At 51.6% G+C, this 26480-nt stretch carries 22 protein-coding genes; 11 read left to right on the top strand and 11 right to left on the bottom strand.

The genetic code is table 11. The features are described from left to right. The first annotated feature begins 363 nt into the window (after window positions 1-363). Entirely contained in the window at window positions 364-2604 is a 2241-nt protein-coding gene (locus CLV80_RS02440; RefSeq protein ID WP_133169736.1) for a hybrid sensor histidine kinase/response regulator, read from the top strand. A 106-nt stretch (window positions 2605-2710) separates the two neighbouring features. On the opposite strand, the gene CLV80_RS02435 is transcribed toward CLV80_RS02440, so the two are convergent. Next, a complete protein-coding gene (locus CLV80_RS02435) occupies window positions 2711-5020 on the bottom strand; it encodes a Tex family protein (protein WP_106354383.1) in 2310 nt (769 codons plus the stop codon). A gap of 170 nt (window positions 5021-5190) precedes the next feature. Here CLV80_RS02435 and CLV80_RS02430 point away from each other — a divergent pair, with 170 nt between their 5' ends. From CLV80_RS02430 to CLV80_RS02420, 3 genes are read left to right on the top strand one after another with little or no spacing between them, the layout of a single operon-like run. Further along, complete coding sequence (locus CLV80_RS02430) at window positions 5191-5991, top strand: UDP-2,3-diacylglucosamine diphosphatase (RefSeq protein ID WP_106354381.1); 801 nt, start codon at window positions 5191-5193, stop codon at window positions 5989-5991. Between the two features lie 12 nt (window positions 5992-6003). Then, window positions 6004-7233, top strand: coding sequence for a BtaA family protein (locus CLV80_RS02425; protein WP_106354379.1), 1230 nt, complete (start codon window positions 6004-6006; stop codon window positions 7231-7233). A gap of 4 nt (window positions 7234-7237) precedes the next feature. Further along, window positions 7238-7870, top strand: a complete 633-nt coding sequence (locus tag CLV80_RS02420) for a class I SAM-dependent methyltransferase (protein ID WP_106354377.1) — start codon at window positions 7238-7240, stop codon at window positions 7868-7870. Window positions 7871-7874: 4 nt separating this feature from the next. Here the strand turns inward: CLV80_RS02420 and CLV80_RS02415 are convergent, their stop codons facing one another. Beyond that, the gene (locus CLV80_RS02415) at window positions 7875-8528 is read right to left on the bottom strand and encodes a GntR family transcriptional regulator (protein WP_106354375.1); all 654 of its coding nucleotides are present in this window, start codon (window positions 8526-8528) and stop codon (window positions 7875-7877) included. 146 nt (window positions 8529-8674) lie between these two features. On the opposite strand from CLV80_RS02415, the gene dctP reads away from it, so the two are divergent. The 5 genes from dctP (at window position 8675) to CLV80_RS02390 (ending at window position 14348) form a co-directional block, all read left to right on the top strand. Beyond that, a complete protein-coding gene (gene dctP, locus CLV80_RS02410; RefSeq protein ID WP_375342185.1) occupies window positions 8675-9652 on the top strand; it encodes a TRAP transporter substrate-binding protein DctP in 978 nt (325 codons plus the stop codon). 64 nt (window positions 9653-9716) lie between these two features. Continuing rightward, on the top strand, window positions 9717-10265 hold the full coding sequence (locus tag CLV80_RS02405) for a TRAP transporter small permease (RefSeq protein ID WP_106354371.1): 549 nt from the start codon (window positions 9717-9719) through the stop codon (window positions 10263-10265). Then, on the top strand, window positions 10265-11581 hold the full coding sequence (locus CLV80_RS02400) for a TRAP transporter large permease (protein ID WP_106354369.1): 1317 nt from the start codon (window positions 10265-10267) through the stop codon (window positions 11579-11581). The genes CLV80_RS02405 and CLV80_RS02400 overlap by 1 nt, the downstream gene beginning before the upstream one ends. Continuing rightward, window positions 11578-12822, top strand: a complete 1245-nt coding sequence (locus tag CLV80_RS02395; protein ID WP_106354367.1) for a malonyl-CoA decarboxylase — start codon at window positions 11578-11580, stop codon at window positions 12820-12822. Before CLV80_RS02400 ends, CLV80_RS02395 begins: the two co-directional genes overlap by 4 nt. Window positions 12823-12833: 11 nt before the next feature. Then, entirely contained in the window at window positions 12834-14348 is a 1515-nt protein-coding gene (locus CLV80_RS02390) for a malonate--CoA ligase (protein ID WP_106354365.1), read from the top strand. Window positions 14349-14387: 39 nt separating this feature from the next. Here the strand turns inward: CLV80_RS02390 and CLV80_RS02385 are convergent, their stop codons facing one another. The 9 genes from CLV80_RS02385 to bglB all read right to left on the bottom strand — a co-directional run bounded on the left by CLV80_RS02385 (window position 14388) and on the right by bglB (window position 24238). Further along, window positions 14388-15455, bottom strand: coding sequence for a Gfo/Idh/MocA family protein (locus CLV80_RS02385; protein WP_106354363.1), 1068 nt, complete (start codon window positions 15453-15455; stop codon window positions 14388-14390). Further along, entirely contained in the window at window positions 15452-16474 is a 1023-nt protein-coding gene (locus tag CLV80_RS02380) for a Gfo/Idh/MocA family protein (RefSeq protein WP_106354361.1), read from the bottom strand. Before CLV80_RS02380 ends, CLV80_RS02385 begins: the two co-directional genes overlap by 4 nt. A gap of 2 nt (window positions 16475-16476) precedes the next feature. Continuing rightward, window positions 16477-17517 carry a Gfo/Idh/MocA family protein gene (locus CLV80_RS02375; protein WP_106354359.1) on the bottom strand — a complete coding sequence of 347 codons (1041 nt, stop codon included), beginning with the start codon at window positions 17515-17517 and terminating at the stop codon, window positions 16477-16479. A gap of 15 nt (window positions 17518-17532) precedes the next feature. Continuing rightward, entirely contained in the window at window positions 17533-18825 is a 1293-nt protein-coding gene (locus CLV80_RS02370) for a Gfo/Idh/MocA family protein (RefSeq protein ID WP_106354357.1), read from the bottom strand. Further along, the gene (locus CLV80_RS02365) at window positions 18822-19913 is read right to left on the bottom strand and encodes an ABC transporter ATP-binding protein (protein WP_106354355.1); all 1092 of its coding nucleotides are present in this window, start codon (window positions 19911-19913) and stop codon (window positions 18822-18824) included. Before CLV80_RS02365 ends, CLV80_RS02370 begins: the two co-directional genes overlap by 4 nt. A 13-nt stretch (window positions 19914-19926) precedes the next feature. Then, entirely contained in the window at window positions 19927-20835 is a 909-nt protein-coding gene (locus tag CLV80_RS02360; RefSeq protein WP_106354353.1) for a carbohydrate ABC transporter permease, read from the bottom strand. Continuing rightward, the gene (locus CLV80_RS02355) at window positions 20816-21709 is read right to left on the bottom strand and encodes a carbohydrate ABC transporter permease (RefSeq protein ID WP_106354351.1); all 894 of its coding nucleotides are present in this window, start codon (window positions 21707-21709) and stop codon (window positions 20816-20818) included. Before CLV80_RS02355 ends, CLV80_RS02360 begins: the two co-directional genes overlap by 20 nt. Window positions 21710-21777: 68 nt before the next feature. Beyond that, complete coding sequence (locus tag CLV80_RS02350; protein WP_106354349.1) at window positions 21778-23058, bottom strand: ABC transporter substrate-binding protein; 1281 nt, start codon at window positions 23056-23058, stop codon at window positions 21778-21780. A gap of 91 nt (window positions 23059-23149) precedes the next feature. Continuing rightward, on the bottom strand, window positions 23150-24238 hold the full coding sequence (gene bglB / locus CLV80_RS02345; protein WP_243394361.1) for a beta-galactosidase BglB: 1089 nt from the start codon (window positions 24236-24238) through the stop codon (window positions 23150-23152). 239 nt (window positions 24239-24477) lie between these two features. On the opposite strand from bglB, the gene CLV80_RS02340 reads away from it, so the two are divergent. Further along, window positions 24478-25281 (top strand): IclR family transcriptional regulator domain-containing protein, encoded by an 804-nt coding sequence (locus CLV80_RS02340; protein WP_106354345.1) that lies wholly within the window; start codon window positions 24478-24480, stop codon window positions 25279-25281. A gap of 130 nt (window positions 25282-25411) precedes the next feature. Next, on the top strand, window positions 25412-26383 hold the full coding sequence (locus CLV80_RS02335) for a calcium/sodium antiporter (RefSeq protein ID WP_243394359.1): 972 nt from the start codon (window positions 25412-25414) through the stop codon (window positions 26381-26383). The last annotated feature ends 97 nt before the right edge of the window (window positions 26384-26480 follow it).

Genomic DNA, 26480 nt, shown 5'->3' with positions numbered 1-26480 from the left:
GCCAGCAGAGGTATTCTGCGAAAAGATGTTGGAGGAATTGCGATGACACTCCTACCCTGACACCAACAAGAGTCGCGGTTCAGGTATCGTGCACAAATGTCTAGCATGCGACCATCGTAACGGTTTGGGCACCCTGCCCTAGACCTAGCAACCGTTTGCATCGATGGTTTTGAGAGACATGCTTATCGCGCATGAAATAGTGCCAAATTTCAATTATTTATCGTTCGAGAATGCTCCGTACTCGTGACAAATAGTTGACGTAATCCTGTGAAAAGCTTGATATATATGTAACAACCCTAAGTAAGGTAATATGTATGGGCGATCGTAATGGTGCTAACTCTTTGAAATATCAGGAGATATAGTGTGAAAAGGAACTTGGTGCTGGTACTAGCAATTGGGTTTGCTGTTTATGCTAGTATCGTTGCCACGAAACGGCTGACGACCAATATGGCGCACGAAACCATAGCCGCCAGATCTGAAGCGAGCGCAAGCACTTGGGTTGCCCATTTTTCATCACAGATTGATGGGTTTAGAGGTATCATTCGCAATGGATCAGCGGATGCAGAACAGATTAGGATACTAAACGAAGCACAAAACTTTGTTGATGTTTTCCGTTTTAAAATATTCGATTCAACAGGGCACCTTATTCTTCTTTCCGATAATGTCGATGTTTCAGACGCTTCATTCCTGATTGACGATGAAACGAATAGTACCGCGCTCAACGTTATTGAAACAGGTGTGCAAGTCACACAAGTCAACGATGGCCGTGAAAAAGAAAATAGACCCGATTGGTATGCTGAAACATACTATCCGTTAGTTGAGGAAGGCACTGTTGTCGGCGTTGCCGAAGTGTACGTCGACGTGTCAGAAGCCCATGATACGATCCTAGGCGCCTTCAAGGACCTGTCAATTTCTCTTGTTTATATTTTGCTGCTGTCGGCGCTTGTGCCCATTGGGATTATTCTTTGGTCTTTGCGACACCTACAGCGGTCAAACCGACAATTAGAAGACGCAAAAGAAGCCGCTTCATCTGCTGCCCAAGCAAAGAGCCGGTTTTTAGCTAACATGAGCCATGAAATTCGTACGCCGATGAATGGGGTAATCGGAATGGCAGAATTGTTAAGCGAAACCAATTTGGACAAAGAGCAAAAATCGTTGACCGAAACGATTGTCCAATCGGCCGCCGCTTTGCTGACGATCATCAACGACGTTCTGGATTTTTCCAAGATAGACTCAGGCCATATTTCGATTTCAACACACCCCTTTAATATTCACGCATGTATTCAAGATGCCGCGGTTTTGTTAGCCCCCGCTGCCGAGGGAAAGGATCTCGAACTTTGCGTTGATATTGCCGATGATGTACCTGTTTGGGTCGAAGGCGATGATGCCCGATTGCGTCAGTGCTTGCTGAATTTAATCGGCAACGCCGTTAAGTTTACGAAGACGGGTCATATTGAGATCAACGCAAAGATGGATGGTCCCGACAGTATGCGGTTTTCTGTCAAAGATACTGGTATCGGTATTCCTTCGGACAAAGAGCACAAGATTTTTGCTGACTTTGAACAGGTTGAAAACAGTGAAACCCGCGAAATTGAGGGTACAGGGCTTGGTCTTGCGATCACGCGTAAACTCATCGAATTGATGGGTGGCGCAATTGAGTTTGAAAGTGAACTGGGCGTTGGAACTGAGTTTTACTTTTCGCTTCCTCTGAAATCTACTGAACCTTCTGCCTCTACGCTATCAGCGACGTCTGTTGAAATCGCTGGGCTGCATGCTCTTATCGTTGACGACCTTGATGTTAATCGTCGCATTCTAACAGATCGGTTGAAAAGCTTCGGGATGACCTCTGAGGTGGCTGATTCATATGAAGCTGCACTTGAATTGCTTGTTGAGCATCCAGATCGTAAATTTGATATCGCGATTTTAGATCATCACATGCCTGTCCGCTCAGGTGCAGATTTAGCCGAAGCAATGCGGTCTAACCCTGTAACGGCAAAGATTCCGATTATCTTTCTCTCTTCAGGTAATCTCGAAGATTTGAGGGGCCAGGCTGATCTTATGGGTATCGATATATTGGTAAACAAACCCGTCAGAACTAGCGATCTGGAAAATGCGATATCTACCGCAACATCACGATCAGCCGAACCTATATTGAATGCAAAAGACTACAATGATGGATCATTGCATTTCGGGATGCGGGTCGCTGTTGTCGAAGACAATGTAATCAACCGTGTCCTGATGGAGAAAATTATTGGTCCGGTGGTTGATGATCTTATCTTGTGGGAAAATGGACAGATTGCAGTAGACGCAATTAGTGATTGGAAACCTGATCTGGTTTTCATGGATATTTCAATGCCTGTGCTAGACGGTCTATCAGCGACCCGTGAAATTCGCGGGCTTGAACATTTGAACGGTTCAAAAGAAGTGCCGATCATTGCGCTCACAGCCAATGCGATGGCCGAAGACATGCAGCGCTGTTTAGATGCTGGAATGAATGGATATCTTTCAAAGCCTCTCAGAAAGCATGACATTTATGATATACTCTCAGCAAACGAGCCAGCCGGAAATCATCACATAACTACCAAGGCCGACACATCAACTTGATACCGGAACAAAACCGCGCTCCTAGCTTTTCTGTTTGATTTCAGCTTGTCGTCTTCCCTGCCCGCCTGTTGGCGAAACGAGAAGATGTTTTAAAGGTGACGAAGTATCACTTCTTATTCAGTGCCTGCGCCAATGCAGCACCCAACGCGCCAGTATTGCGGCCCATTGGCTTTGGGGCAGCGGTTGATTTCCCTTTGGACGACGAATTTGGCTTTGTCTTTTGGCGTATTTCCGGCTCTGGCTGATGGTTGTTGTCCTTGCGCATCGACAATCCGATACGCTTGCGCGCCACGTCTACTTCGGTGACTCGTACTCGAACAACATCACCGGCTTTAACAACCTCATGCGGGTCTTTTACGAATTTGTCGGCAAGCTGACTAACATGAACAAGCCCATCTTGGTGCACGCCCACATCGACAAACGCACCAAATGCAGCGACATTTGTCACCGTCCCCTCAAGTGACATTCCGGGCTTAAGATCAGTTATGCTATCCACGCCCTCTGCAAATGTTGCAGTCTTAAACGCAGGGCGTGGGTCACGTCCCGGTTTGTCCAATTCTGCCAAAATGTCCCGCACTGTAGGAAGGCCAAAACTGTCGTCCACGAATTGCTCAGCCCTTAGTCCGGCAAGCGCGCTACTATCGCCCATGATTGAACGGACATCCCGACCACAGGCTTGCACGATCTTACGTGCGATGCCGTAGGCCTCTGGGTGAACCGAAGACGCGTCAAGCGGTTCTGTACCATCCGTGATACGTAAAAATCCCGCACATTGTTCAAAAGCCTTTGGCCCTAAACCCGCGACTTTCAGCAACGCCTTACGTGACGCAAAAGCACCATTTGCATCGCGATGTGCCACAATGTTTTGTGCAAGAGATGGCCCAAGACCTGCGATATGTGACAGCAAAGGTGCCGATGCCATATTCAGATCTACACCAACGGCGTTCACAGCATCCTCGACCACCGCAGCAAGCGATAGGGTCAACTGGCGCTGATCAACGTCATGTTGATACTGCCCAACGCCAATCGCCTGAGGTTCAATTTTAACCAGTTCAGCAAGTGGGTCTTGCAGCCGGCGTGCAATCGAAACAGCGCCGCGGATAGACACGTCTACATCTGGGAATTCCTGTGATGCGAGCTCTGACGCTGAATAGACGGACGCCCCTGCTTCGGACACAATCACCGGGGTCGGACGTGAAACGCCTGCCGGCAGGTTTTTAAGAACATCCGCAACCAATTTCTCGGACTCGCGGCTGGCTGTGCCGTTGCCGATCGCAACCAAAGCAACCCCGTGTTTGCGGATGAGGTGAAGCAGTGTTTCTTCAGCACCTCGTAAATCTTGACGCGGCTGGAAGGGGTAAATCGTGGCGGTGTCCAGTAGCTTACCAGTTTCGTCGACGATCGCGATTTTACAGCCCGTTCGAATACCGGGATCTAAACCAAGCGTCGCGCGTGCGCCCGCTGGCGCGGCCAAAAGCAAGTCTTTCAAGTTACGTGCAAACACGTCGATCGCAGTGGCATGCGCGCGACGACGCATGTCTGTCAGCAGGTCCATGAACATCGAAAGACTTAGCTTGACACGCCACGTCCACGCGGCCGCGTCCTGAAGCCAGATATCACCTGCCCCCTGCCCCTTTATCCCGATTTCGGCTGCAATCATCCCGATCACACGGTCCAATCCGGTCTCTTCGTCTGGTAAGATATTGATTGCGACAATTTCTTCCTTGGCGGCACGTAGGATGGCAAGCGCCCGGTGCGACGGGATAGACGCCCATTTTTCAGTATGTGCAAAGTAATCCGAGAATTTCACCCCGGCCTCTTCTTTGCCCTTATTGACCCTTGCTGTGACAATGGCCTCTTGCTGCATAAACGCACGCAAGCGGCCTAGCAAAGCTGCGTTTTCACCAAGCTCTTCAGCCAAGATATCGCGCGCGCCGTTCAATGCGTCTTTGGTCGACGACACGGAACCAGACAGATACCCTTTCGACAGTACGGTCGGATCGGCTGACCTGTCATCACGAATGGCACGGAGCAACGCATCCAATCCGTTTTCACGAGCGATCATCGCTTTTGTGCGTCTCTTGGGTTTAAAGGGAAGATATAAATCCTCAAGCACCGCCTTAGTATCTGCCTCGGCAATCGATCGGGCCAGCGCTTCAGTCAGCTTACCCTGCCCCGTGATTTCGCCAAGAATGCTCGCGCGGCGTTTTTCTAGATCACGTAGATAGCTTAACCGTTCGGCAAGTTTACGCAGTTGCGCGTCATCCAATCCACCTGTCACCTCTTTACGGTAGCGCGCCACAAATGGAACGGTATCGCCCGCATCTAGCAAAGCAACGGTCGCATTAACCTGTTCAGGTCGCGCCTCAATTTCGATTGCTATGTTACGGGCGATACGATCTGCGACGGCGGTCATGGCGGTCTCTCCAATGTGTTCGGACACCCGTCATAACGTGGGTATCGCGCTTCGCCAAGGCCAAGTCATGCGCGATTTTCAACCAGTGATAACCTTGGCAACGGTGTCTTCACGTCACTGTCACATCACAAGGCTATTCGTTCGCGAAATGCGTTTCGGAGGCACAGTAAATGCTTTGCAGAACAATATTTTTATCAGACATCCACCTTGGAACCAGAGGGTGCCAAGCCGACCTGTTGCTCGATTTTTTGGCTGGCCACGATGCGGCTACAATTTATTTGATTGGCGATATTTTTGATGGGTGGGCGATCAGTCGCCGGGGTTGGCACTGGCCGCAGTCACATAATGACGTTGTTCAAGCATTATTGGAACGCGCACGTAATGGCAGCCAAATTTTCTTTGTTCCGGGCAACCACGACGAGGTTATGCGCAATTATCTGGGTACCCATTTTGGCGGGATCGAAGTCGTGCAAACTGCGGATTTCGTCGGATTGAACGGAAAACGATATTTGATCACACATGGCGATCAATTCGATACCGTCGTAATGAACGCCAAGTGGTTAGCCCATTTTGGTGATGCTGCTTATGATTTTTTGATCTGGATGAACCCAAAGATCAACCTACTCCGATCTCTTTGGGGCGGTCAGTATTGGTCGCTGTCAAAGTGGACTAAGCGGCAGGTGAAGTCAGCGGTGAACTTTATCGGTCAATACGAAGGTGTCTTGTCAGAAGAAGCCAAGCGAGGCGGTTACGATGGCGTGATTTGTGGCCATATCCACCATGCAAATATCCGTAATATCAAAAACATCAGGTACATCAACACGGGCGATTGGGTCGAAAGCTGCACAGCCGTCATCGAAACCCCAACCGGGAAGATCGTTCTGATTGATTGGGAAGAAAAAGCAAGGGCTGCCGCAATAGAAAAGCCGCGCCGCCGAAAAGCAAAAGAGCTGTCAAAGATAGACAGCTAACCGGAGAATGAAATGACATCATCCATCCCTACCATAAGCGAGCAGCTAAGGTCTGCGGTCAATCAAAACGCCAAACTGACGCGTGAAGGTCTATTGGAACGTATTTTTGCGCGACTTTTTCATGGCCTCGTTTACGCCCAAATCTGGGAAGATCCGCGTGTCGACATGGAAGCATTAAATATCGGTCCTGACGACAATATCGTCTGTATCGCTTCGGGCGGCTGTAACATCCTAAGTTACCTTACAAAAAACCCATCTTCGATGATCGGCGTTGACCTGTCTCCGGCGCATGTGATGCTGAATAAACTCAAACTTGCCACAGTCGAAAACGTACCGGATCATGCCACGCTGTTTGATATGCTTGGTCATGCCGACATGCGCAAAAACCTGAACACCTTCGATACATACGTAGCACCACATCTTGATGATGAAACAAGTGACTACTGGCAAAGTTGGACCATGAGAGGGCGACGTAAAACCATTTTGTCACGCGGACTATATCACCATGGCGTTCTTGGTCGTTTTCTGGGGCTTATCCATCTGGTCGCAAAGGTCGCGCGCGTTGATTTTGGTGTCCTTCTGTCTGCCAACACTCTGGACGAACAAAAGGTATTCTTTGATACGCAAATCGCCCCGCTGTACGATAGTCGCGTTATAAAATTTATTGCCAATCGGCGGGCGTCACTGTTTGGTCTTGGTATTCCCCCCGCACAGTATGACAAGCTAGCGGCGGATGCAGGCGGTGATATTGTCGCTGTTTTAAGAGAACGCACACGGAAATTGTTTTGCGACTTTCCTATTCAGGATAATTACTTTGCTTGGCAGGCGGCGAACCGAGGATACCAACCGGCGCCCAATGCATCAGTACCGCCTTACCTTGAAGCACAGAACTTTGACATCGTTCGTGCGAATGCATCCCGCGTGAAGGTTTTGAACAGATCGTTCACTGATGTGTTGGCTGGGCAACCAAACGGATCAAAGCAGTGCTATGTATTGCTTGATGCCCAAGATTGGATGAATGACACGCAATTAAATGCACTTTGGGATCAGATCACGCGCACTGCAGCACCAGGTGCACGCGTGATTTTCCGCACCGGTGGGACGGACGATATTCTACCGGGCAGAGTTGCCGATGAAACGCTCTCGCGCTGGGTCTATCAACCCAAAGCATCTGCGCGCGGTTTCAGGAATGATCGTTCTGCAATCTACGGCGGTTTTCACTTATACCAGATGAAAGGTTAATTTGATGACCGACGCCCATGGTGCGCTGATGGATAGTGTTTATCGTAGGCAGCGTTGGATCTATGATTTAACGCGCAAATATTACCTTTTAGGCCGTGACCATGCGTTGCGCACATTGCGCCCATCGCGCGATGCCCACATTCTTGAAATTGCATGTGGTACGGGCCGAAATCTAGATAAAATTGATAGGCGTTACCCGAACTGCCACCTTTACGGGCTTGATATATCGTCGGAAATGCTGCTGACGGCGCGGCATAAGCTTGGTCAGCGTGTACAGCTAGCCCAAGGTGATGCATCACAATTCGATGCTCAGGATTTGTTTTCACAGCAGAAATTTGACCGTATCGTTATGTCATATTGCATATCAATGATCCCCGCATGGCAGGATGCGATATCTGAAGCAATTGACAACCTTAGCCCGAGGGGTGAACTGCATATCGTTGATTTCGGCGATCAAAGCCGACTACCTGTTTGGTTTAAACGGTGGCTGCGCCGCTGGCTCAGTCGGTTTCATGTCACCCCGCGCGATGACCTTGCCGAGATGCTTAACGCTCTTTCAGAAGATGTCGAAGTTGAACATCAATCGCTTTTACGTGGTTACGCGCAATACGCGTGCATCCGTAGATTTACGGCCTAAACTTCTAGGTGTCGCTTTTCAGATTTGTCATCAGATGATGAAACTTTTCACCCTGAATCGCGATATGGTCGCGAAGCGTGTTTGCCACGCGGTCCCCGTCCCCATCGATTAGCGCCGTCACAATGTCGCGGTGCTCACACATAGATTGTTTCATACGTCCGCGAAGATGCAATTGAACACGCCGAAAGGGTTTTAACCGCCGATGTAGTTTTTGGGCTTCTTGTTCTAGAAACCCATTCCCGGACGCCTTGTAGATCAGGTGATGGAAATGTTCATTTTCCTGATAATATAAATCAGGGTCCCCTTGATCGAGGGCTGCTTGGCATTTGTCGTTGGCGATTTGAAGTTGCACAAGCGCGTCGTCAGACACCCGAGAAGCAGCAAGTCGACCGCATGATGCCTCGAGTTCAGCCATTGCTTCAAACATTTCCATTAGCTCAACAGGTCCGGGTTGACGCACGAACGCCCCCCGGCGCGGTTCTTGGGTCACAAGCCCAGATGTGGCGAGCTTTTGTATCGCTTCGCGGACCGGCGTACGTGATACACCAAACCTTTTTGCAAGCTTGATTTCGTCAAGCCTCTCTCCATCACCTAACTCACCCGTAAAAACGAGATGCTCGAGTTCTTTTGTGATCCGATCTGCGCTTCTTATTGTCATAACTTAATAATAGATTAGATCACCAAAAGTACAATCATGTTATTCTTGTATACAAGAATGTTGACTTGTGATGCATGATGTTCAAATCTGCTGAAATACTGTGCGATTCGCGTTGCGCCGTATTCCAGGGAGGAACAAAAATGAATATGTTTAAGCTATCTACAGCTGCGGCCGTCGTGTCGTTAGCTGCCAGCACAGTTGCAGCCGAGGAACTGCGCCTGTCACACCAATGGTCAAATCAAGACATTCGCAACCAAGTTGCGCAAATGGTCGCTGACGAAGTCGCCGCAGCCGACGTTGATCTTGAAATCAAGATTTTCGGTTCGCAATCGCTATTCAAGGCGCGCGAACAATACACACCGCTTAGCCGTGGTCAGCTTGATATGACTGTGTTGCCGTTGTCCTACGCGGGCGGCCAGCAGCCTGCCTATAACCTAACGCTTATGCCGGGACTGGTTAAGAACCACGATCATGCCGCGCGCATGAATGAATCACCGTTTATGGCCGCGCTTGAGGATAAGATGGCCGAAGACGATGTGATGGTACTGGTGCACGGGTATCTTGCTGGTGGATTTGCCGGGAAAGAAGGCTGCATCACAAGCCCGTCGGACATCGATGGTCTTCAGACCCGTGCGGCTGGTAAGGCATTCGAACAGATGCTTGCCGGTGCTGGCGCATCAATCGCGTCTATGGCCTCGTCTGAGATTTATAACGCGATGCAGACAGGTGTTCTTGACGCTGCAAACACATCATCGTCGTCGTTCGTATCTTATCGCATCTATGAACAGGTCGCGTGCTATACACCTGCCAGCGATGTCGCGCTTTGGTTCATGTATCAGCCGATGCTGATGAACAAATCGACTTTTGAGGCGCTGAACGAGGATCAGCAAGCTGCCCTTCTTGCCGCCGCTGAAAATGCCCAAGCCTACTATCTGGCCGAAGCAAAGAAAGAGGATGCCGCATCTGCCGAAGTGTTCCGCGACGCAGGCGTTGAGATCGCAGAGATGAGCCAAGCGGATTTCGATGCTTGGCGGGCACTGGCGCAAGAAACCTCTTACGCACGTTTTGTCGAAGAAACACCGGACGGTCAGGCGCTGCTTGATCTGGCGCTCGCCGTAGAGTGATCACAACGGGGCGGTGTTCATCACCGCCCTTCATTCGACAATATACAGGCAAAAAGGGTGACACATGACTGGCCACCACGATGCAGTTGCATCCAACACGGGGAATAACCCCTTTCTAAAAATTGTTGCCGCGCTTTCGACCGTTGCAGGCTGGGTATCGTCAGCCATGATCGTCGTGGCGGTCGGGGTGACCTGCCAAATGATCTTTGTGCGTTTTGTTTTGAACCAATCGACCATCTGGCAGACTGAGATGGTGATCTATCTGGTAATCGCGGCGACATTGATCGGGCTGCCCTATGTTCAGCGGCTGCGCGGGCATGTGAATGTCGATCTGATTCCACTGTTACTGCCTAAACGGGCACGGTTTTATCTGTCTATTCTGACGCTTTCGATGTCGATCGCAATTATGGCTGTCATGCTTTGGTACGGGTATGAATTCTGGCACTTTGCTTGGGATAGGGGGTGGAAATCTGACACCGTTTGGGGCGTTCGCCTATGGATCCCATATCTGTCACTGCCCGTCGGATTAGGGCTGCTACTATTGCAGCTCATCGCGGACCTTGTCGCAATTGTCCTGAAAATCGACCAACCATTCGGACTGGAGGATAACTGATGGACCCGCTCGTCCTTAGTGGCCTAGTCGCCCTATTTACTATCATCGTTCTATTCTCTGGCGTTTCGGTGGCCATCGGCCTTTTGATCGTATCAGCAGGATTTTTAATCGTCTTTGATGGCACCCGTTCACTGGAACTGATGCCCGAAATCCTGTTCGGAAAGCTGGATAACTTTGCGCTGTTATCCATTCCGATGTTCATCATTATGGGATCGTCGATTGCGTCGACCCGTGCGGGCGCTGATCTATACGAAGCGCTAGAGCGGTGGTTAACCCGCGTGCCCGGTGGACTGGTGATTTCCAACCTTGGTGCATGTGCGCTATTCGCGGCGATGTCAGGTTCAAGCCCTGCCACCTGTGCGGCCATCGGTAAAATGGGCATTCCCGAGATGCGCAAGCGTGGTTACCCAGATGGCGTTGCCGCCGGATCAATTGCGGCGGGTGGTACGTTGGGCATTCTCATCCCGCCTTCTGTCACCATGATCGTTTATGGGATCGCCACCGAAAGCTCGATTGGCCGTCTGTTCCTTGCTGGCGTGTTTCCGGGACTGATGCTGGTTGGCCTGTTCATGGTGTGGTCACTTTACTCCACTGCCAAATCAGGTGACCGGGCGCTGCTAAACACAAGAGCTTACACTTGGCGCGAAAAGTTTGAGATTTTGCCACGCGTAATCCCGTTTTTGATGATCATTGTCGGTGTGCTTTATTCCATGTACGGCGGCATCGCGACGCCTTCAGAAACGGCGGCGGTGGGGGCATTGCTGTGCTTGTTGGTTGCCATGGTGATCTACAAGCTTTGGAACCCGCGTGACCTGTGGGTCGTGCTGCGGGACAGCACCAAAGAGTCTGTGATGATCCTATTCATCATCGCGGCGGCAGGTGTGTTTTCCTATATGTTGTCGAGCCTGTTCATCACGCAGTCGATTGCGGCATGGATTGCAGAGCTTGACGTGAACCGCTGGTGGCTGATGGCCGCGATCAACGTTTTCTTGCTGATCGCTGGGTTCTTTCTGCCACCCGTGGCGGTCATCCTAATGGCAGCACCAATCTTGTTGCCCGTCATCGTTACCGCTGGCTTTGATCCGATTTGGTTTGCGGTTGTTCTGACCATCAACATGGAAATCGGGCTGATTTCGCCGCCCGTTGGCCTGAACCTTTACGTGATCAACGGTATTGCACCTGATATCCCGCTTAAGACAATCCTGCTGGGTTCACTGCCCTATGTGGCCTGCATGGTGTTGGCGATCTTCTTACTGTGCCTGTTTCCGGGTATCGCGACGTGGTTGCCCGATTATGTGATGGGTGCCGCCCGATGAGCCTTCTCGCGGATCTTCTGTCTTCGGTCTTTGATCGTTCAACCAAAGCTTCCGCTGTCGCGCAGTGGGATAACCGACCTATCGAAGAATTGGTTGCCGACCTGATCGGCAACCATGGTGAAATCAAAGGGATGACGCTCGCGCGGCAAATCCTAGATCGCTATGCGGCGATGGAAACAGACGAAAAGCGTGATTTCTTTTTACATCTGGCGACAGGGTTGGACATTTATCCCGAAGCCGTGCGCGAAGCCCTAAACGCTTATGAGGCCGAGCCTTCAAAAACGACCTACCGCAGTTTCATGACAGCGGCAGAGCCCGCCCGGCAGGAACTGGTGCGCCGCCTAAATCAGGTTCCCGGCGCAACAGGTAGTCTGGTAAAAATGCGAAAAGATCTGCTTGGCATGGTCAAGGAAGATGCATCGCTTGCAGCGCTCGATCTAGATTTCCGGCACTTGTTTCTATCTTGGTTTAACCGCGGGTTCCTTGTGCTTCGCCCAATCAACTGGGAAAGCCCGGCGTATATCCTTGAAAAAATCATCGCATACGAGGCCGTGCACGCCATCGACAGCTGGGGTGATCTGCGTAGGCGGATGCAGCCGTCAGACCGTCGTTGCTTTGCCTTCTTTCACCCAGCCATGCCGGATGAGCCGCTGATTTTTGTCGAGGTTGCATTGACCAAAGGGGTACCTGGGTCGATCCAAGACGTTCTTGCTGACGGGCGCGATGTTATGGATGCAGAATTGGCTGACACTGCCGTCTTTTATTCGATTTCCAATTGTCAGGCTGGCCTTGCGGGCATTTCGTTCGGGAATTCTTTGATCAAACAGGTCGTTGATGATCTTTCGCGGGAACTGTCGGGGCTAAAAACCTTTGTGACGCTTTCACCAATTCCCGGGCTGACCAAATGGCTTGCCGCCGAAGGGTTAGATGAAGGTGCTACGCCCGAACGGTTGCCCGGACTTGCGGCGCGATACCTGATAAACGCTAAACGACCAAACGGCGCACCGCTTGATCCTGTGGCGCGGTTCCATCTTGGGAATGGCGCAAAAGTGCATGCCGTTCATGCAAATGCAGACACATCCGCCAATGGTCATGCCCAATCGCTGGGTACGATGGTCAATTATCTTTACGATCTGTCGGCCATAGCGCAAAACCACGAACACTTTGCGGCATCCAATAAAGTCGCCGCATCAACCGAAGTCAAAGCGCTGGCACGCGCTGCAGAAAAGTCCGAGACATAAGGAACCCTTCGATGGTCAACCCACTCTATGATACATTGTTCGGTCGTCACGCCGGAAAAGCGACCCCATTTCTGCACCTCGAAGACGGACAGACGATCACACATTCAGATTTTCTGGCGAGAACCGCACGGTTTGCGAACGCGCTTGCCGCAATGGGGCTAAAGCCCGGTGACCGCCTTGCTGCGCAGATCGACAAATCCGCCGATGCGCTTGTGCTATATGCGGCCTGCGTTCAGTCCGGACTGGTGTTTTTGCCACTCAACACCGCCTATACTGCGGACGAAGTCAGCTACTTTATCGAAAACAGCGGTGCTGCACTTTTTGTCTGTCAGCCCGAACGGCGTGATGCATTGACGGGCCTCGCAACTGCGACAAACACGCGGTTAGAAACGCTGGGCACAACAGGTGGCGGTAGTCTTGCCGATCTTGCGAAAGACCAGCCCGATGTGTTCGAAACTGTCGAACGAACAATCGATGATCTGGCGGCCTTCCTATATACGTCAGGCACCACCGGACGGTCCAAGGGCGCGATGCTAACGCAGGGCAACCTGCTGTCCAACGCGACGACACTCGTGGATATTTGGGCGTTTACGGAACAAGATGTGCTTTTGCATGCGCTGCCGATCTTTCACACCCACGGGTTGTTTGTTGCGGTGAATGTCACGCTCATGGCTGGTGGTTCGATGATCTTTATGTCGAAATTCGATCTCGACTTTATGGTCACCAACATGCACCGCGCGACCACGATGATGGGGGTGCCTACCTTTTATACCCGCCTGCTTGACGATCCGCGCTTCACCAAAGATATCGCACAACACATGCGGTTGTTTATCTCAGGCAGCGCGCCTTTGCTGGCCGAAACCCATGTGGCCTTTGAAAACCGAACAGGTCTTCGCATCCTCGAGCGCTATGGGATGACTGAAACCAATATGAATACGTCAAATCCCTATGGCGGGGATCGGCGTGCCGGAACTGTGGGCTTTCCACTGCCCGGGGTTGAATTGAAAATCACCGATCCAGCAACTGGCAAAACGCTTCCCACCGGCGAGATTGGGCAGATCGAAGTCCGCGGGCAAAACGTATTTGCCGGTTACTGGCAGATGCCGGAAAAAACGGCCGAAGAACTGCGGGCCGACGGCTTCTTTATCACCGGCGATCTTGGGATGATTGATGATGACGGTTACGTCACGATCGTTGGACGGAATAAGGACCTGATTATTTCAGGTGGCTTTAACATCTATCCAAAAGAAATCGAGCTGGTCCTAGACGAACAACCCGGTGTTCTTGAAAGCGCCGTAATCGGTGTGCCGCATCCTGACTTTGGAGAAACCGTGATTGGCCTGATCGTCGCGAAAGCCGGCGAAACACCAAACTTAGATCAGATATCCGAAACCATTGCGCAGTCGCTCGCACGATTTAAGCAACCGCGTAAGCTGGTCATCATTTCAGAGCTCCCCCGCAATACAATGGGTAAGGTGCAAAAGAATGTATTGCGTCAATCGTATGAAGCTGCATTTGAAAGCTGATAAATGTGACATAACGGATACCAGCATCGCTGGTGTTCGTTATGCCTTTGGCGTCCAGCCATCATAGGTGGCATCATCGTCTTTAATCGGTAGTGAAACGGGCATATCCGACCGGGCCGATTGGTATGTCGCGCTGACAAATTCGATTGATCGGCGTGCCTCGTCGATATTCACATAATGCGCTTCAAGACCGCGTAGTGCGCGGAAAACTTCGACTGAAAAACCCACCTGCCCTGCAGGTGGATCAGCGACTGCATTGACCACTGCATCAACCTGATCTTGGGTCACTGGCGCGCGGGCGGTGAATGTCCATTCGCCTTCTGCAGGGCGGTAAGGGTTAGAACCGCTTTCGGCTGTGACGCCAGCGAAACAGAACCGTAACCTGCTTGTATCGGCACCACCGCCAAGGGTCACTGAACTGGTCGCGAGCGCCCCGTTTTCAAGTGTAATGGACAAGGCCGCGCAGTCTTCGACCTCGATGTCGTTTACCCGGGTTGCGACGCGGGCGAATACTGATGAAACCCGGCCCATGATGAAGGTAAGCAGATCATGCGCGTGGATGGCGTGGCCTAGGATTGCACCGCCTTGTTCGCCCTTCCAGGTTCCGCGCCAATCGACGGCGTAGTAATCCGCGCCCCGGTTCCAATGGGTCTCAAGCGAAGCAACAAAAGGACGTCCCGCCAATCCGCTATCGATCAGGGCACGCAGCTGCGATATCCCTTTACCAAAGCGATATTGAAACACCGGGAAGACGGTGCGCCCGGTTTCGGTTGATATCGCGATCAGGCGGTCAACGTCGGCAACGCTGTTCGCGAGCGGTTTTTCGCAGATCACGTCCTTGCCTGCACGCATGGCCCGCGCAGTGAAATCAAAGTGTAGATGCGGCGGCAGGCATATATCAACAAGTTCGACCTCTGGGTCCGCGAGCACCGCGTCAAAATTATCGGTGACACGCGCCAAATGCGCGTCATCGACAAAGGCTTGTGCCCGCGCGATATCCACGTCGCAAATCGCGGCCACGTCGTACATTTCGGGTAGCTGCTGATAGGCGATATAGTGTTTTTGCCCGATCCCGGCACCGATGATCGCAACTTTGACCTTTTTCATGGCGCGTCCCCTTCGGCCAGCATTTGCGCTCGGATTGTTAGGTCCATGACACGGAAGGTATGCGCCTGACTTACCGCGGTTTCAGTGCGGTTTTGGATGTCCACACAAATGCGTGGGAAATAGGATAAAGGTACTTCGCGGCAATCAATCACCTCGGCACCATCTTGGTTCGCAAGCAGTAGCTGATCGCCCCGGTTCCCATTCGCAAGGTCAATGTATTTGCGCAGCTCAATATAGCCCGCATCGCCAAGGATCGTCAGACGCCCATCGCCCCACATAGGAAGCCCCTTTGGCGTGAACCAATCGACACGGACGTAACCATGTCCCTTGTTTCCCTCTAACAAGACTTCGCCGAAGTCCTGAAAGCCGGGGTGTTGAGGAAGGCTTTTGTTTGCGACCAGTGCGTGCTTAATTTTAGCCTCGGTTGAGCCGGTAAAAAACAGAAACTGGTCGATCTGGTGTGAACCAATATCAGTCAAAATCCCGCCATAGCGGGGGCGTTCAAAAAACCAATCAGGCCGGGTTTGCAGGTTTTGCTTGTGAGGACCCATGCCTATCGTTTGGATCACATTCCCAATGGCACCCTGCGCAACCAGTTCTTCGGCCTTTGCGACACATGGTACCTGAAAGCGTTCTGAGAAATTCACGGTCCAGATGCGTCCGGTTTGGGCGACTGTTTTCTGAATTTCCGCCAATTGCGCCAAGGTCGTGCATCCGGGTTTGTCGACCATGACATCTTTACCAGCTTTCATCGCCTCAATCGCGAGCGCGGCGCGGTCTTCTGGCACGGCGGCAATGAGGACCATATTGACGTCGGGGTCATCTAGGATTGCGTTGCGGTCGGGAACCCGGACAAGGTCGGGATACGTTTCTTGGAACTTATCAGTCAGCGCCCAATCGCGTTCACTCCACCAGTGGGTGATGCTGCACCCTTGGGCGACCATGTTGCCAAGCATGCCAAAGATATGCCCATGATCGACACCGATTGCTGCCAGCTTTAGACCGTTTTGAGATGTCATGTTTAAGATACCTTTTTGACCGGACTAACGCGGCCCGTGGTGCTTGATGTGATGATCGCCTCGATCAATGCATGGACGGCAAGCGCGCTTTGGCCGCTTGCAGCGGGTGTGGTGCCGCTATCAATGCAATCAATGAAATCCGCGATGACCGCTTGGTGCCAATCTGATGTAAACGCCATTGGATCACCGCCTGCGCCAGTCGCGACCTCCGATCCAATGGTATCTGTTTTGCCGGACCGCCAATTGACTGTTAATTCGGCCGACTTTAGCGTTACCGACGCATTGGCATAGTGCAGAATGATTTCCTCGGTACGGCCGGGGTATGTCGCTGTTGACGCAACAAGACTGCCCGCTGCGCCGTTTTCGAAACTCAGCCCTGCGCTGACGAAATCTTCGCTTTCCATCGTGTGAAACGTTGACGTTCGGCACATTGCCGTGACCTCTTTGACGGGACCAGTGAACTGAAGTGCCAGATCAAGCGTGTGAATGGCTTGGCTAATCAAAACACCGCCGCCGTCTCGGGCAATCGACCCCCTGCCCGGTTCGTCATAATAGCTTTGATCACGCCACCACGGTACATAGATTTCGACAAGCCGTAGTGCACCAAGATCGTTCGCCACGAGCAATTCATGCAACGCTTTCGCCGACGGGCGAACGCGATGTTGCAGCACGATACCTAGCGGAATATCCGCACAGATATCGACGATCTCATGGGCGTTCGCGAGGGTCCGTTCGATTGGCTTTTCCATCAGCACAGGAATACCCGCGCTTGCCAGCGACTGCACAATTGCAACCCGTACATTTGGTGGGGTAATAACGACCGCCATGTCCGGCTTGGCTGCGACGACCCCTTCGATGTTTTCATAGGCGCGTGCCTTTGGGAAATGCTTGGCGTGCCGTTCTAAGAACGCGCGGCCACTGTCGCCCGTCGATGCCAGAACGCCCACCAACTGCATTTGATCCGAAAGATTGCGAAAACTTTCAACATAGACAGAGGCAACCATGCCACAGCCGATCAATACTACGTTCTTCTTTGCAGTCATCTGGCCACCCTGTGTTCAGCTTAGCGTAATGCCACGCGCCTTTAACATCGTCGGAATATCGACAGTATTGCCCGTATCGATGGACATGTTCGCGGCGATTCCGGTCAGGATCGACCAGCCACCTGCAACATGATCCGAGGCGCGATTATATTGGTCCGGTTCCATGTTATCGGGGTCAAAAATATACCCCAGCATGACAGGATCGGCCCCGCCGTGGTGCCCTTCGGCTGTTGGGACATCTATCTGCTGCGGTGCTTGACCGGCGATGTGTAGTTCGGTCCAAACGGCGTCTTTACCTGCGTGGGCGCGTTCGCCACCAAAAACGCCGTGAACCTCGACGTGCTTATGTGTCAAATCGCCTTTGGTGCCTTGAAACTTGATCTCTAGCCCCTCCCACGGGGAATAGGCCGTCAGGGTATAATTGACCGTGGCACCTGATCCATAACGGATGTGAGCCTGCATCGTGTCTTCTATCCCGATATCTTCGTCGAATACGCATAGGTCGCGGTAATACCCGTCTTCATGTTCGGCCTCGCGGTACAGCGCATGAAGTTGGGCATCTTCAGCAAGATTAAGTTCAAAATCGCACCGACTGGCAACTTCGCAAGTCGCGCAGCGCGGCCCACGATGCGTAAGCCCCATGTCGAGCGCGGTTTCAGGACGGTAAAACGCCCGCCGCCCAGACGCGGTTACCTGCGATGGAACCGCACCTAACCACCAATTCAACAGATCAAAATGGTGCGTTGATTTATGGACCAGCAGCCCACCGGAGTTTTCCTTTTGGCGGTGCCAGCGGCGAAAATAATCTGCACCGTGAACACGGTCTAGGTGCCAGCGAAAATCAACGGCTGTGACTTCGCCAATTTGGCCTGATGCGATGATATCTTTGACCTGTGTCCGCGCCGGTGAATAGCGATAGTTAAAGGTAACACGAACCTGACGCCCCGTGCGTTTCTGGGCGTCAGTAATCTGTTTCAGCGACGCAAGATCAATCGTCATAGGCTTTTCGCAAATGACGTCACAGCCCGCCTCGAATGCGCGAACGATATAGCTGGCGTGCAGAAAATCGGGGGTCGTGACCACGACGGTATCGGGCTTTTGTTCCGCTATCATCGTATCAAAGTCAGCAGCGTCGTATGCCGCGACACCGTTGGTCCCTTCACGCGAAGCGGCCTGCGCAGCAAGGCTCAGCCGGTGAGGGTTGTTATCACACACGGCAACGATTTCATGTTTGTCAGGGTAATCGTGGGTAACGCTCCCGCTAAACATCGCGTGCCTAGACCCGCAACCGACAATGGCAAGTTTCATGCGAATGCTTCCTCGTGTGTGAATGCGACGCGGTCGCCGTTATGGTCGAAAACATGCACATCCGACGTTTCAAAACCAAAAGAAATGTTCTGCCCACGGGCATATTCTTCCTTTCCGCTGGTCTGAAGCAATACCGTCGCGCCCGACGGTAATTTCGCATGCAACAAAATTTCACTTCCCAAATACTCAACCAATATGATTTCCGCCGTGACTTGTATTGAACCACCGCCAAGCACCAATGCTTCGGGGCGAATGCAGATCGTCACGTCGTCAACCGTGCGTTCCAATCCGCGAACTTCGAAGTCTTCGAACTCGGGCGCGGATATGTGGATGCCATCAGCGATTTTTGATGCGGTGGCTTTGAACATGTTGATCTTGGGCGAGCCGATGAACCCGGCAACAAATAGGTTCGCTGGACGCGTATACAGTTCTTGCGGGGTGCCGACCTGTTCGATGGTACCCTTGCGTAGAACAACAATCCGGCTGGCCATGGTCATGGCTTCGACCTGATCGTGGGTCACATAGATCATTGTGGTGCCCAGCTTGGCGTATAGCGACGCAAGTTCGACACGCATTTGCACACGCAGTTCTGCGTCAAGGTTCGATAGGGGTTCATCGAACAAGAACAGCTTGGGTTCGCGGACGATCGCGCGACCAATGGCGACGCGTTGCTTTTGGCCGCCAGAAAGCTGTCGGGGTTTTCGCTCTAGCAGTTCTTCGATTTGCAAGACGCGGGCTGCCTCGTCGACACGGCGGGCGACCTCGGCCTTGGTCATCTTCATGTTCTGCAGCCCAAACGCGAGGTTCTTGCGCACCGACATATGTGGGTACAGCGCGTAGGATTGAAAAACCATCGACAGTTCGCGTTTGGATGCAGGCAGATCATTAACGATGGTATCTTCGATCGCGATCGTACCGTCAGTGATTTCCTCAAGCCCGGCAATCATCCGCAGTAGCGTCGATTTTCCGCAGCCCGACGGACCGACAAGCACCAAAAACTCTCCGTCATAAATATCAAGATCAAGCCCGGACATTACCGACAATCCACCATAGGATTTACCCACATCTCGTAGTGTTAAACCTGCCATTTTTAGCGGCTCCTTATTTCATTCCCGAGGTGGCAATGCCGCGCACGATAAGTTTCTGGAAAGCGATGAAAAACACGATGACTGGCACCAGCGACAGAACGGACATTGCGAACATCTGTCCGAAAATCGATTGCCCTTCTTGGTCAAGGAACAGCCGCAGCGCGAGAGGCACCGTGTATGATTTAATGTCGTTCAGATAGATCAGCGGAGCGAGAAAATCCTCCCACACCCAGATGAGCGAAAAGATCGCAGCGGTGCCCATGGCAGGCAACGATAATGGCAGAATAATCGCCCAATAGATTTTGTAAGGAGAACAACCGTCGATCATCGCAGCTTCGTCTAATTCGCGGGGTAACTGCCGAAAGAATTGAACCATCAAAAAGATAAAGAACGCGTCGGACGCCAAAAACCGTGGCACGACAAGCGGCAGATAGGTGTCCACCCAACCAAGGTTCAAAAACAGGACATATTGCGGGATCAGTACGACGTGATACGGGATCATTAGCGTCATCATCATCAACGCAAAGAACAGGTTCTTGCCATTGAATTGAAGCCGCGCAAACGCATAGGCCGCGAACGAACATGACAGCAGGTTACCAATCACAGAAAGCACCGTGACAATAGCCGAGTTCATATAAAATACGGTGAACGACTTTGGCAGCGCGTTCCAACCTTCGGTATAGTTGTTCCAATTGAATTCAGACGGCCAAAGCGTGAGCGTGCTGAAAATCTCGTTCTCGGGTTTAAGAGATGAGGCGAACAACCAAAACAGCGGATAAAGCATCACAATCGACATGCCGATTAGGAAAATATGCTTGTAAATCCGCGCCCGACGCGCCCGTTTTTTCTGACCCAATCGGATTTCGTGGGCGATTTGTGCGTTCTTGTCGCGAACGGTCATATCAGTCACGTTCGTTTTCATAGTGCACCCAATATTTAGAGGTAAAGAAAGTCACTGCCGTGAAGAAGCCGATGATCAACAACAACACCCAAGCCAGCGCAGACGCATATCCCATGCGGAAGAACTTGAAGGCTTCGTTGAACAGATAGACGGTGTAGAACAGCAGACTGTCAGCCGGTGCGCCTGTCCCGTTCGAAATGATGAACGCTGATGAAAACGTCTTAAAGGCTTCAATCGTTTGCAGCACCAGATTAAAGAAAATCACAGGCGCCAATAAAGGTAGCGTAATTCGGAAAAACTGACGTCGCTTTGATGTCCCGTCGATTTCGGCTGCTTCATACAGATCGCGCGGAATGCCCCGCAAACCCGCCAGAAAAATCAACATCGGCGAACCGAACTGCCACATCGCAAGGATGACAAGCGTATAGAGCGAGGTATTCGGGTCCGAGATCCATGCAGCCCCTTCGATCCCGAATTTAGCCAAGACCTGATTGACGACACCATCAACAGAGAACAGCTGCCGCCACAAAATTGCGATTGCGATTGACGACCCCAGCAGCGACGGAAGATAGAAAATCGCGCGATACAAACCGATGGTACGCAGTCCCTTATCCAACAGCATCGCAACGCCTAAGGCCATCGCAAGCCGGGCGGGAACCGCGAGCGCGACATAGGTGAATGTGACCTCTAAGGCTTTCCAAAAACGCCGGTCGCGTTCGAACATATATTCATAGTTATCCAGCCCAACCCAGCGCGGATCACCGACCATATCGTAACGTGTGAACGACAGATACATGGACGCCAAAATGGGCCCCAACGCGAGCAAAAAGAACCCGACGAACCAGGGTGATAGAAACACATACGCGGGAGCGTTTCGCCTAAAGAATTTCTTCATATTTCGTTGCTCTTAGGCCAGAGGGTATCGGCCCCAACATCGTCAGGGCCGATTTTGAACACCGATGATTACCGTGCGCGGTCAACGATAGATTGGGCGTCTTCAACAAAGATACCAGCTGCTTCGGCCGCATCCATATTGCCCAGCACAACATCCGTGCCGATCCGCATGAATGCGTCACGCACTTCGCCAGCACCTTTGGGGGCGGGAAGCGGCAATGGTCCAACCTTGTCTTGGATCGCGTTAAAATAATCGACCGAGAGCTTTTCAGGTGGTGTAAAGCTCGGTGCGAGCGCCTCGCGGACCATTGGGTTCGCTGGAATGCCGCGTTCAAGCCCTAAGATCGCAGTGGCCTCTGGGTTGTTGATCCAGTCGTTCATATACATAATCGCGGCCTCGACATCGTCAGCATCACGCGTAAGCGACATGAACATTGATGGCTTAATAAACTGGCCCCAGCCAACGCCGCCCTCTTTGTGCGCAACCATCGCGGCGCCGATAGTATCACCGACAAGCCCTTGCACCGCGACAAGCTGGTTTGACCAGCAAGGCGACATTGCACTTTCGCCAGTCACGATACCCCATTCAGACATTGGCTTGTCCAGAATGACGGTGTGGTTTTTATCCATGACGATGCCAGCATCACGCATTTCGCCCCAATAAGCCCAGTAACCGGCGACGTCTTCGGCGGTCGCGGTCACATTGCCATCGGCATCATAGAAATCACGTCCCTCTTGGCGGGCCCATGCCTCCATGTATTCGATCATAAGTGAGAAATCGTCAGCGCCTTTAGCATTGGTTTTGCTCGCAACCTGTTCGCAAGCAGCGGCAAATTCTTCGCGGGTCCAGTTGATGACATCGGCGTCGATACCTGCCTCTTCGAACAGGCGGGTGTTAAATGGAACAACCTGAGAGTTAGAGCCGATGTTCAGCGCGTAAAGCTTACCGTCGACCATACCACCAGACAGTGGGCCAGCGTCAAAGTTCGACAAATCAAGGCCGTTACCAATGTGATCGTCAAGCGGCTGCAATGCGCCACGACGGACATACTCGAACAAAAACCGGTAATCCATCTGCACGAGGTCGGCCATGTTGCGGCCCGCAGTCTGCGTGGCCATCTTGGTCCAGTAATCCCCCCAGCCGATCGTCTCGCCAGAGACTTCAACGTCACTGTGGTTCTTTTGAAATACATCGATCACTTCAAACGTGCGGCGATCGCGTTCAGGGTTCCCCCACCAAAAGTGGCGGATCGTACGGTCTGCAGCCATCGCAGGTAGTGCTGGCAACGCAGTTGCAGCTGCCGCACCACTCATTGTTCCAAGCGCTTGGCGCCTTGTCATTCTTCCCATGTTTTCCTCCCTTGGGCCCGACCAAAAAGCCGGAATATCTCCATTCGTTTTCGCGTGCCCTGCGTTAAATCGCCGGGTCATTATGTCGTTCTTAGATGTATGTTCGCAGGTATTCGGACAGGCACAGCATCGCCATCGACTGGCCATATGGCATCGATGTCAGCGGGATCTGTTTGTAAAAATCCAGGTCGTGGCCCATCGCGGTACCAAAGGAAACGTTCAACAATTCGCCATCGTCGCTGATGTTTTCAACAACAGCTTTTACTGCGCTTTCTGCAACGTCGGCATAGCTTTCGTCGATATACCGCAACCGCACCGCCTTTAGCAGACCATAGGCAAACCCAGCGGTCGCTGACGACTCAACATAGCTTGATGGATCATCCAACAATGTGTGCCACATACCCGATTTTTCATCCTGCATATGCTTTAACGCAGCAGCCTGGCGGCGCAGCGTCGAAAGCAAATGTTCGCGAATCGGGTCGCCTTCTTTCAAATCAAGCATATCGATGAATTCGGGAATCGCGATGGTCGCCCAGCTATTTCCGCGCGCCCAAAGGGCATCCGCAAAGTTATGGTTCCCCTCAAATGTCCAACCGTGGAACCAAAGCCCGGTTTTACTATCCATCAGATATTGAATATGCGTCAAAAACTGGAACTTTGCTTCCTCGACATATTCAGGACGCCCCAGCACCAATCCAATTTTGGCCAGCGGCAGCACGCTCATCATCAGGGTGTCATCCCACATCTGGCCGGGGTTCACGCTGTTGTAGGTAATATGCTGCAGTCCGCCCTCTTGGACGCGCGGCATTTCATACATGATCCAATCGGCCCATTGTTCCAGATATGGACGCCACTCACTGTTCGCTTCGGTCTCGTAAAGGCAGGCCAACGTCAGAAAGGGGGCAACGGTGTTGATGTTTTTTGTGGGGGTGCCCTCGGCCAAACGGTCCGAAAACCATCCATCGATGATAGATTTTGCGGTTGGATTACGGGTCTGCTGGAAATACTTGAAAAGACCATACAGGCCGATGCCATGCGTCCATTCCCAACCAGCCCACCCTTTGGTGTCAATTTCGCGGCCATCCTCGAGCTTCAGAATGAACTCTCCGGTGTCATCGGAAATGTTGATCAGATTGTCCGCCAAGACATCAATCAGCCTGCACGCTTCAGCACGGTTCATTAAATGGTCTTTCTGTCGCAAGAGGGGATCCATGCAAGTCGCATCCTTGGAGTTAAAATTTTTGAAACGTCATTTCAAAATATCTTGGACACAAGAACCATCAAATATCAACAAAAATCTCATCTAGTATGTTAAATATTTTCCGTTGTATTTTCAATACTTTGCGCGTATTGCTTATGTCGTCTGCGATGTGACTGCATTTTTTATGAAATCACATTCCAATTTTTTAGGTGCGTAAAATGGCGAATCCAGAACAAAAAACCGAGAATGTTGCAGCCGTGCTCAAGGTGTTTTCTGTACTCGAGTCATTGGTTGAAAATCGCAAATCAACGCTGGCAGATTTAGCCAACCTTGCCATGACATCCAAAGCAACAACGCATAGACTTTTGAACACGATGATTGAACTAGGGTATGTCGAAAAAGACGAAGACACCGAACGCTATGGGCTTACTCTCAAATTGTTCAGCCTCGGGGCACGCTCTATTAAAGACCGGTCTGATCTACTTTGGGCCGCAGACCGGGTCATGGCAAAGCTGTCGCGCCTCACCGGTGAATCCATCAATTTGGGTATCATGGATAACACCGAAGAAAAGGTGGTCTATACGCATAAATACGACAGCCATTACAATCTTTCGATGCAATCGACACTAGGCAAACGCAATCCCTTGCACTCAACGTCGTTGGGTAAAGCGCTGCTGGCATGGCGCGACCCAAAAGAGATCGAGGACCGCATGTCGCGCATGACGTTCGAAGTTTCGGCGCCCAACACAATTACCGACCGAGAAACCCTTTTTAACGACCTCATCGCAACCAAAGAACGTGGCTATGCAGAAGAGATCGAAGAAAGCGAAGCAGGTGTGCGATGCATTGCTGTTCCTATATTCGATCATCTGGGCCGGCCCGTTGCCGCAATGTCGATCGCTTTTCCGCTGTTCAGGTTTAGCGATGAGCGCAAGCCTGAGATCATAAAAACAATAATCAAACTTGGCCAAGAGGCGTCAACATCATTGGGTTATGTGCCTCACAGCGTGCTAAAACCATAATTCCTTTAAACCCGGCAAGATAGGCGCAAAATCGTATCCTCTGAATGAAAATTGGGGATAGGGCTATTCACGCGGGTGCATGCAATGCATAAGTGCCCAGACAACAACAGATGTTACAGGACGACCCAAGTTGATACTCCCCAATTACGATATTTTTGTTCTTTCCGCTGGCGCGATTATGTTCGGGCTTGTTTTGCTGATCAAAGGGGGCGATTGGACAATTGACGCCGCCGTATTCATCGCGGAACGTACTGGTTTGTCGCCGCTTTTCATCGGTGCCACCATCATCTCATTTGGGACGTCAGTGCCAGAACTTTTCACGTCCGTGAACGCAAACTTGCAAGGTTTTCCAGGCATTGCGCTGGGCAACGTACTTGGGTCAAATATCGCAAACATTTTGCTCGTTCTCGGGGCGACCGCAATCGTATTTCAGATTGAAGGCAAAGCAAAAGATTTGGTCAAAGACTTGGCGATGATGTTGCTTGCAACCGCAATTCTAACCTACGGAATGTTTGCGGGCGTATTTTCTACCGGACTTGGGTTGATCATGTTTGCCATCCTCGCTTGCTTTGTTTTCTACCAGTACAAATCCGACAGCCTTGATATTGAGATCGAAGATGCAGATGACGAATGCGTTATTCCATCAATGGGGGTCGCGCTGTTGATCTTACTTGGTGGCCTATTTGCGCTTGCGATTGGATCAGAGATGCTTGTCAAAGGCGCTGTCGTGACCGGAACGCTAATTGGCGTACCAGAGGCGATCATCGGTATGACTGTTGTCGCGTTTGGCACATCACTGCCCGAGCTTTCAACCTGCATCGCCGCCGCCCGCAAAAAGTCTGTCGGCCTTATTTTGGGAAACATCATCGGGTCTAACACCTTTAATATCCTGTCAATTGTCGCGCTGACATCGATCATTAAACCGCTCGAAGTGACGCCTGTTTTGATGGGAATGCAGCTTTGGGCGACCGTCGGTGTCGCTGTTGGGTTCGCTATTTGGATGCTAGTCGTTGGGAAAATCACAAAACCTGTCGGCATTGCAATGGTAGCGGCCTATGCAATTTTCACCGTCATTCAATACATTATCCCAACGGGTGCGTAGCCACGGTGAAGGAAAGCTATCGTAGCGCATAGTTTTCCTACCAACCCCCGTTTTAATCCCTGTTTCGACAGCCTATACATCTGTCGAAATCGTATTA

The sequence above is a fragment of the Yoonia maritima genome, assembly GCF_003003285.1.
Lineage (GTDB): Bacteria > Pseudomonadota > Alphaproteobacteria > Rhodobacterales > Rhodobacteraceae > Yoonia > Yoonia maritima.
This window is presented reverse-complemented; position numbering and strand designations above follow the sequence as displayed.

What these genes read in the sequence shown, in the direction of transcription:
- bglB (WP_243394361.1), bottom strand. Translation starts at nt 24,238, where the DNA reads ATGAACCGTGCTGAAGCGTGCAGGCTGATTGATGTCTTGGCGGACAAT.
- CLV80_RS02365 (WP_106354355.1), bottom strand. Translation starts at nt 19,913, where the DNA reads ATGGCAGGTTTAACACTACGAGATGTGGGTAAATCCTATGGTGGATTG.
- dctP (WP_375342185.1), top strand. Translation starts at nt 8,675, where the DNA reads ATGTTTAAGCTATCTACAGCTGCGGCCGTCGTGTCGTTAGCTGCCAGC.
- CLV80_RS02340 (WP_106354345.1), top strand. Translation starts at nt 24,478, where the DNA reads ATGGCGAATCCAGAACAAAAAACCGAGAATGTTGCAGCCGTGCTCAAG.
- CLV80_RS02405 (WP_106354371.1), top strand. Translation starts at nt 9,717, where the DNA reads ATGACTGGCCACCACGATGCAGTTGCATCCAACACGGGGAATAACCCC.
- CLV80_RS02385 (WP_106354363.1), bottom strand. Translation starts at nt 15,455, where the DNA reads ATGAAAAAGGTCAAAGTTGCGATCATCGGTGCCGGGATCGGGCAAAAA.
- CLV80_RS02390 (WP_106354365.1), top strand. Translation starts at nt 12,834, where the DNA reads ATGGTCAACCCACTCTATGATACATTGTTCGGTCGTCACGCCGGAAAA.
- CLV80_RS02420 (WP_106354377.1), top strand. Translation starts at nt 7,238, where the DNA reads ATGACCGACGCCCATGGTGCGCTGATGGATAGTGTTTATCGTAGGCAG.
- CLV80_RS02380 (WP_106354361.1), bottom strand. Translation starts at nt 16,474, where the DNA reads ATGACATCTCAAAACGGTCTAAAGCTGGCAGCAATCGGTGTCGATCAT.
- CLV80_RS02425 (WP_106354379.1), top strand. Translation starts at nt 6,004, where the DNA reads ATGACATCATCCATCCCTACCATAAGCGAGCAGCTAAGGTCTGCGGTC.
- CLV80_RS02360 (WP_106354353.1), bottom strand. Translation starts at nt 20,835, where the DNA reads ATGAAAACGAACGTGACTGATATGACCGTTCGCGACAAGAACGCACAA.
- CLV80_RS02430 (WP_106354381.1), top strand. Translation starts at nt 5,191, where the DNA reads ATGCTTTGCAGAACAATATTTTTATCAGACATCCACCTTGGAACCAGA.
- CLV80_RS02375 (WP_106354359.1), bottom strand. Translation starts at nt 17,517, where the DNA reads ATGACTGCAAAGAAGAACGTAGTATTGATCGGCTGTGGCATGGTTGCC.
- CLV80_RS02435 (WP_106354383.1), bottom strand. Translation starts at nt 5,020, where the DNA reads ATGACCGCCGTCGCAGATCGTATCGCCCGTAACATAGCAATCGAAATT.
- CLV80_RS02415 (WP_106354375.1), bottom strand. Translation starts at nt 8,528, where the DNA reads ATGACAATAAGAAGCGCAGATCGGATCACAAAAGAACTCGAGCATCTC.
- CLV80_RS02395 (WP_106354367.1), top strand. Translation starts at nt 11,578, where the DNA reads ATGAGCCTTCTCGCGGATCTTCTGTCTTCGGTCTTTGATCGTTCAACC.
- CLV80_RS02370 (WP_106354357.1), bottom strand. Translation starts at nt 18,825, where the DNA reads ATGAAACTTGCCATTGTCGGTTGCGGGTCTAGGCACGCGATGTTTAGC.
- CLV80_RS02350 (WP_106354349.1), bottom strand. Translation starts at nt 23,058, where the DNA reads ATGGGAAGAATGACAAGGCGCCAAGCGCTTGGAACAATGAGTGGTGCG.
- CLV80_RS02400 (WP_106354369.1), top strand. Translation starts at nt 10,265, where the DNA reads ATGGACCCGCTCGTCCTTAGTGGCCTAGTCGCCCTATTTACTATCATC.
- CLV80_RS02355 (WP_106354351.1), bottom strand. Translation starts at nt 21,709, where the DNA reads ATGAAGAAATTCTTTAGGCGAAACGCTCCCGCGTATGTGTTTCTATCA.